This window comes from Methanosarcina sp. 1.H.T.1A.1 (assembly GCF_000979295.1).
Lineage (GTDB): Archaea > Halobacteriota > Methanosarcinia > Methanosarcinales > Methanosarcinaceae > Methanosarcina.
In genome coordinates this window covers 1-6,193 of the sequence record NZ_JJQY01000106.1, presented here as the reverse complement: position 1 = coordinate 6,193, position 6,193 = coordinate 1, and the positions used below count along the sequence as shown (strand labels likewise).

The window sequence follows — 6,193 nt, the reverse complement described above, 5'->3', positions numbered from 1 at the left end:
GGATCTTCATATTGACGTATCAAAGGCCGATGAATATACCATTGATGCTCATAAAAATTTTGTACTAATTAATGAAAAGCTTGCCCAGGTCAATTCTACGATCAAGAATCTTGTTGAAGATACAAGAATGCTCTCTGACGCTGCAGTAAACGGAGCACTAGATACTCGGGCAGACGCCTCTCAGCATCCGGGAGATTTCAGAAAGATCGTGGAAGGAGTTAATGATACTCTTGATGCTGTTATGGGTCCTTTGAATGTTGCTGCCGAATATGTTGAACGCATCAGCCGTGGTGATATTCCTGAGCCAATTACGGACAACTACAAAGGTGATTTCAACGAGATCAAGAATAACCTGAATACCTGTATTGTTGCTGTAAACTATCTTGTTTCTGATGCAGGATTGCTGGTTGATGCTGCTACTGGAGGAAAACTTGACACAAGAGCAGACGCTAGCCGTCATGAAGGGGATTTCCGAAAAATTATGGAGGGGGTCAATGAAACCCTTGATACCCTTGTTGGGTATATTGACCGTATGCCTCTGACGTTGCAGGCAATCGATAAATCGTTTAATGTTCTCTATATGAATGAAACTGGAGCAAAACTTTTAGGCTCAACTAAAAAAGAATTAGTCGGCAAGAAATGTCATTCGCTATTCAATACAGGCGATTGCCATACTCCAAATTGCCCCTGTGCCCGAGCAATGGAATCAGTTTCTGAGACGACCAGCAGGACCCAGACCAAACCACTGGATAAAGAATATGAAATCTCAACTGCCGGCATTCCCATTCTGAATCAGAAGGGAGAAGTCACCGGTGCATTTGAATTTGTTCAGGATCAGACTGCTGTAGTAAGAGTTGCAAATTATCTCCATAGTGAAGTTGGGAAACTTGGGAATAATCTGGACAAGCTGAGTAATGGTAACACGGATCTTCATATTGACGTATCAAAGGCCGATGAATATACCATTGATGCTCATAAAAATTTTGTACTAATTAATGAAAAGCTTGCCCAGGTCAATTCTACTATCAAGAATCTTGTTGAAGATACAGAAATGCTCTCTGAAGCTGCAATAAAAGGAGCACTCGATACTCGGGCAGACGCCTCTCAGCATCCGGGAGATTTCAGAAAGATTGTGGAAGGAATCAATGATACTCTTGATGCCGTTATTGGCCCTCTGAATGTTGCTGCCGAATATGTTGAACGTATCAGCCGTGGTGATATTCCTGAGCTGATTAAGGAGAACTATAACGGTGACTTCAACGAGATCAAGAATAATCTGAACACCTGTATCGTCGCTGTAAATAACCTTGTAGAAGATGCTGTCATGCTTTCAAATGCCGGTATTGCAGGCCAGCTTGATACCCGTGCAGATGTTAGCCGTCATGAAGGTGATTTCCGTAAGGTTGTAGGCGGTGTTAATAATACTCTTGATGCCGTTATTGGTCCTCTGAATGAAGCAATAAGAGTTTCAAATGAATTTTCGGATGGAAACTTTAGAGCCCGGCTTGATGAAAAACTTCATGTTGAGGGGGATTTCGTAAATTTCAAGGATGTTCTTAATAACATTGGAATTTCTGTGAGTGAAGTTATAGGATCTACAAAATCTGTCACCATGCAGGTTGTAGAATGTAGCGATGAAGCCAGCAGAGGTGCCGATGAGGTTGCAAAGGCGTCAGAAGGCGTTGCAATATCCAGTCAGAAGAGTTCTGAACTGACCAGAGAGCTTCTCTATAAAATAGAGGGCATCAATAGAGAGATAGTCGATCTGTCAGCATCCACTGAAAAGATTGCAGGTAAATCAAAGGTGATTCTCTCTGTTGCAAATGAGGTTGTGAGTATCGGAAAGGATGCACAGGTGCTTGGCAAAGATACAAACCTGAAGATGGCAAGTGTTGAAAAGATTGCCAAGGAAAGTGTAAACGGAATAAACAACCTCACAGAACAAATAAAACAGATCGACAATGTCATAAAACTCATAAATGACATTACAAGCCAGATAAACCTGCTCGCTTTAAACGCCGCAATTGAGGCTGCACGTGCAGGAGAACACGGGCGAGGATTTGCTGTTGTTGCAGGTGAGGTCAAAAACCTTGCATCAAAGGCAAGAAATGCAACAGATAATATTGAAATTGTTGTGAATTCAGTACAAAGAGACAGCAAAAAAACTGCAGATGCTATCAATGCTGCCAATAAAGAGATAATTGACGGTGTTGATAGTGTCAATAAGACCCTTGATGCCCTCAATACAATCATTATAAATGCTGCCCAGGTAACAAAAGATATTGGCGAGATTACAGAAGCGATCGATAATCAGGCAAAAATCTCAACAAAGGTTGTAAAGGCTTCAGAAGAAGGAAACCTCATGACAAGGGAGGCACAAAAAGAGTCGGAATCTCTTGCAGCAATTGCAGAAGAGACAAGTGCGGCAATTCAAGAAATTGGAGCTGCGATTCATGAAGTGACCGACCTTTCCAACAGTCTGAAGTCCGACATGGAAAAATTCAGGGTATAATGGAGATTTTCAATATGGAAATGACAGATGTTGTCAAGTTTCAGATTGGAAATACATCATATCCTGCATCCCATTTAAAAGAAATCGAAATAAATTGTTGAGGTGATGTCGATAAATCCGGTGCTAAAGGCACCGGATTTAGATATTTTTTATGTTTTCTGGGGGCGTCAAAATTTTGATTTATTTTCAGCCTCTTCCGGCTGTAATCAATCAAAAACCCCTAAAATATTAAAAAGCCTCGAGTCTGTCAGGGGCATTATCAAACCCGGGGAAAATGGAGAATAACATTGAAAACCTCATCATCTGGATTGATATAGCTAGAATACCGGATGACAACCTGATTGAAGTCTGAAATAAAAACAGGAATCTGATAATAAATGGCATTCACCTTTTTTTTCAGGGACTTAGATGCAATAGAACTAATTCCGAAGTATGTACTGTCCAGTATTTCCGGAAAAAAAACTATTAAAATATGGGATGCCGGGTGTGCAAACGGTCCGGAAATCTACTCAATATTAATTCATTTAAAAGAGACGCTCAATGATGAACAATTTAAAAAAATAACAATATTTGCATCCGATATTGATAACAGCAACAGATTCAGAAAAATCATCGAAGAAGGCACTTACAAGAAAAATCAGATTTCCTCTGTTCCCTCCAATACCCTGAAAAAATATTTTGTACAGGATCTCGAAAATCCGGATATTTACATTATATCAGAAAATTTAAGAGAGAAGGTAAATTACCAGAAACATGATCTCTTGTCCTTAAATTCCATCGGATATGATTTTGATTTAATTATATGCAAACATGTTCTCCAGCATTTTAATTATAAAGAACAGGTGGATGTAGTAAAAATGTTTTACAATTCCTTAACAGATGATGGATTTCTATTATGTGAAATTTCACAGGAAATTCCTGAATATCTAAGCGGTCATTTCACAAGAATACTTCCAGAACAAAACCTTTACCGGAAAATATGCCGCGTAAATGAAAAAAGGGTTTAATATGGGTGCAACTTACTTTTTCAGGGACACTCAAACTCTTAAAATGATCCCTGATATCCTTATTCCTCTGATTCTTGAGGATGAAGACCATAAGAGCAACAAGAATATCAATATCTGGAGCGCAGGTTGTGCAAACGGCGCGGAACCCTACACTCTTGCAATTCTTTTAAAGGAAATTCTTGACGAAGAAATATTTTCCCGAATACGGATTTACGCAACAGATATTGATCCAAACAACAGATTTGAAAATATCATCAAAAAAGGTTCATACCCGCAGGATGCCCTTCAAAAAATTCCGGAAAAGATGTTTTTGAACAATTTTATTAAAGATACAGATATTCAGGGCAATTACCTCATCTCTGAGGAAATAAGAGAGCATATAATATATATTTGGCATAATCTGTTGTCTTTAAAACCCATAATTGAAAGACCATTTGATATAATTTTATGTAAAAATGTGCTCCTTCATTTTACAGAGCAACAAAGTACTGACATTATAAATATGTTTTACCATTCGCTCTCATATCGTGGGTTTTTCATTACAGAACAAACGCAAAAACTTCCCGTTTCATCGCATGAACAATTTGAGCAATTCATAAGCAATGCCCGGATATATAAAAAAATCACGGTAAATTTTAAAGGAGTGTAAATGAATTGAAGGTAATTAACCTTACCGAAAATCCGACAACGTATACATGTAATGTCTATTATATACAGGGTGAATTTAATTCTCTTAGCAATCTGAACACAATCATTGATATTGGCCGTGACAATATCATCTTTGAAAAATTTGATGAGATCTCAAAAGGCGTTGGTAAAAAACTGATTGATCAAATAGTTCTCACACATAATCATTACGATCACACATCGCTTTTAAAAACAGTAAAAGAAATTTATTCTCCTAAAGTCTATGCATTTTCACCTTATCTCAAAGGAGTGGATGTTGTGCTAAAAGGTGGGGAATCAATCTTAATCGGGGATAAGTTCTTTGAAGTAATACATACTCCGGGGCATACCCAGGATTCTATCTGCCTTTATTGTTCTGAAAACGGATTTCTCTTTGTCGGCGATACACGCGTAATTCTTAACTCAAATAACTGGACTTTTGAGGAAAATTATGTAAAATCTATGGAATATCTCTGCACAAAAGATGTTTCCAGGATTTTTTATGGTCATGGCCCTCCACTGGATAATAGATGCAACGAAAAACTCCAAACAACTCTCAACATAATTCACAATAGTAAAATAATTTAATATAGGACTTACGCAGTTGCCTGCTTTTCAGGCAACTTGTTAATTTTCATTATTCTTATGCCAAGGCATACTCTGAGGTTTATGAGTTAATATGTCTGTTTTTTATCAACACACTGTTATAACTTAGTTTAACAGTTTCGGGGGGTGCTGGCTAAGTGGAAAGTTTCTTTTTCTCACCTATACACTTAAATACTTCCTCTAATTATAATCATAGTTATTATATAAATCATTAGGGGATTGATTTAATATGTCTTCTATAGGTCATGATTTAGAAACACAAAAACAAAAAGACTCACTAAAAAATTTAGTTGGAGATGAAGCTCTAAAAGCGAAAGAGATAAGCTCGCTAATAGATAGCCTTCCAGTAACTGTTTTCAGAGTCTCGAATGATTCTTCCTGGTCTATACAGTACATCGGTAAAAGTGTGGAGAAACTAACCGGTTATTCTAAAATGGATTTCATTTCCCAAAAATTCTCGTGGTCTGATATTGTTCTTCCAGAGGACCTTTCCCTTATCGATAAAACTACACAGAAAGCGGTGAAAAACAAAACTCCTTATCAGGTTGAATATCGAATCAAAAAAGTAGATGGGAGTATAGTATTTGTTCAGGAACAGGCTCATCCGGTGAAAGATGATAATGGAAACATCGCTTATATTGACGGGGTATTCTTAGATGTGACTCTGCATGTAAAACGGAGAGAAGAATCTCAAAGAGCGATTGTTAGCAGCATACCAAAGCCATCGCTTGCATTTTATTCAGATGCTTCCGGAAAAATAAAGTATATTAATGAATATTTTGTGGAAATTTGCAAGTTAAGGAGTGCGGATGAAGCGATCGGGATATCGCCTTCCGAATTAATGGAGAGCAGTACTAAAAAATCACTTGCTGAAAAGGTTCTGGAATCTGGAGAGGGGGTTTATAATCTTGAACGGGCACTTAAACTTAAGGCTCAGGACAAACCGCTATTTACAGTAACTTCCTCTGTACCAGTAAAAGATGAGGCTGGCATTATTGTTGGCACTCTCACAGTCATAACTGATATGACAGAGATGAAAGAGAAAGAAAAGGAAGTTGAGAATCTTTTAAATTATACTAATAGCTGTCTGAAGGATCTTGGAGAGGGTATCCGAAGATTTGGAGAGGGAGATCTCGATATCCATCTGGAAAAAATCAAGGACGACGACTTCGGTAAAATTTTCGATGATTTCAATGGGCTTCTAGTTCATCATAAATCCCTTATTGAAGATGTCTTAGCAGCCATGCTCACAACCCTGGAAGACGCTCAGCAGTCCGAAGAAGCTGTCGGCCAGATGAATATGGGCATGCAGCAAATTTCAACGGCTTCCGAACAGATCGCAACCGGTTCAGAGAACCTTTCGAGGCATGCAGGCACAGCAGCTTCGGATATAAAAGCTTCT

General features: G+C 38.3%; 5 protein-coding genes. All 5 read left to right on the top strand.

The genetic code is table 11. From position 1 onward, the window contains the following. Positions 1 to 2,512 (top strand): methyl-accepting chemotaxis protein (locus EO95_RS16790; protein WP_052733574.1); only part of this gene is annotated, 2,512 nt, incomplete at its 5' end. A gap of 377 nt (positions 2,513 to 2,889) precedes the next feature. Then, complete coding sequence (locus tag EO95_RS11095) at positions 2,890 to 3,519, top strand: CheR family methyltransferase (RefSeq protein WP_048134748.1); 630 nt, start codon at positions 2,890 to 2,892, stop codon at positions 3,517 to 3,519. A gap of 1 nt (position 3,520) precedes the next feature. Then, positions 3,521 to 4,168 carry a protein-glutamate O-methyltransferase CheR gene (locus EO95_RS11090; protein WP_048134749.1) on the top strand — a complete coding sequence of 216 codons (648 nt, stop codon included), beginning with the start codon at positions 3,521 to 3,523 and terminating at the stop codon, positions 4,166 to 4,168. Between the two features lie 5 nt (positions 4,169 to 4,173). Next, on the top strand, positions 4,174 to 4,773 hold the full coding sequence (locus EO95_RS11085) for an MBL fold metallo-hydrolase (RefSeq protein WP_048134747.1): 600 nt from the start codon (positions 4,174 to 4,176) through the stop codon (positions 4,771 to 4,773). A 247-nt stretch (positions 4,774 to 5,020) separates the two neighbouring features. Next, positions 5,021 to 6,193, top strand: a 1,173-nt coding sequence (locus tag EO95_RS11080) for a PAS domain-containing protein (protein WP_048134746.1), incomplete at its 3' end; no start/stop codon positions are given.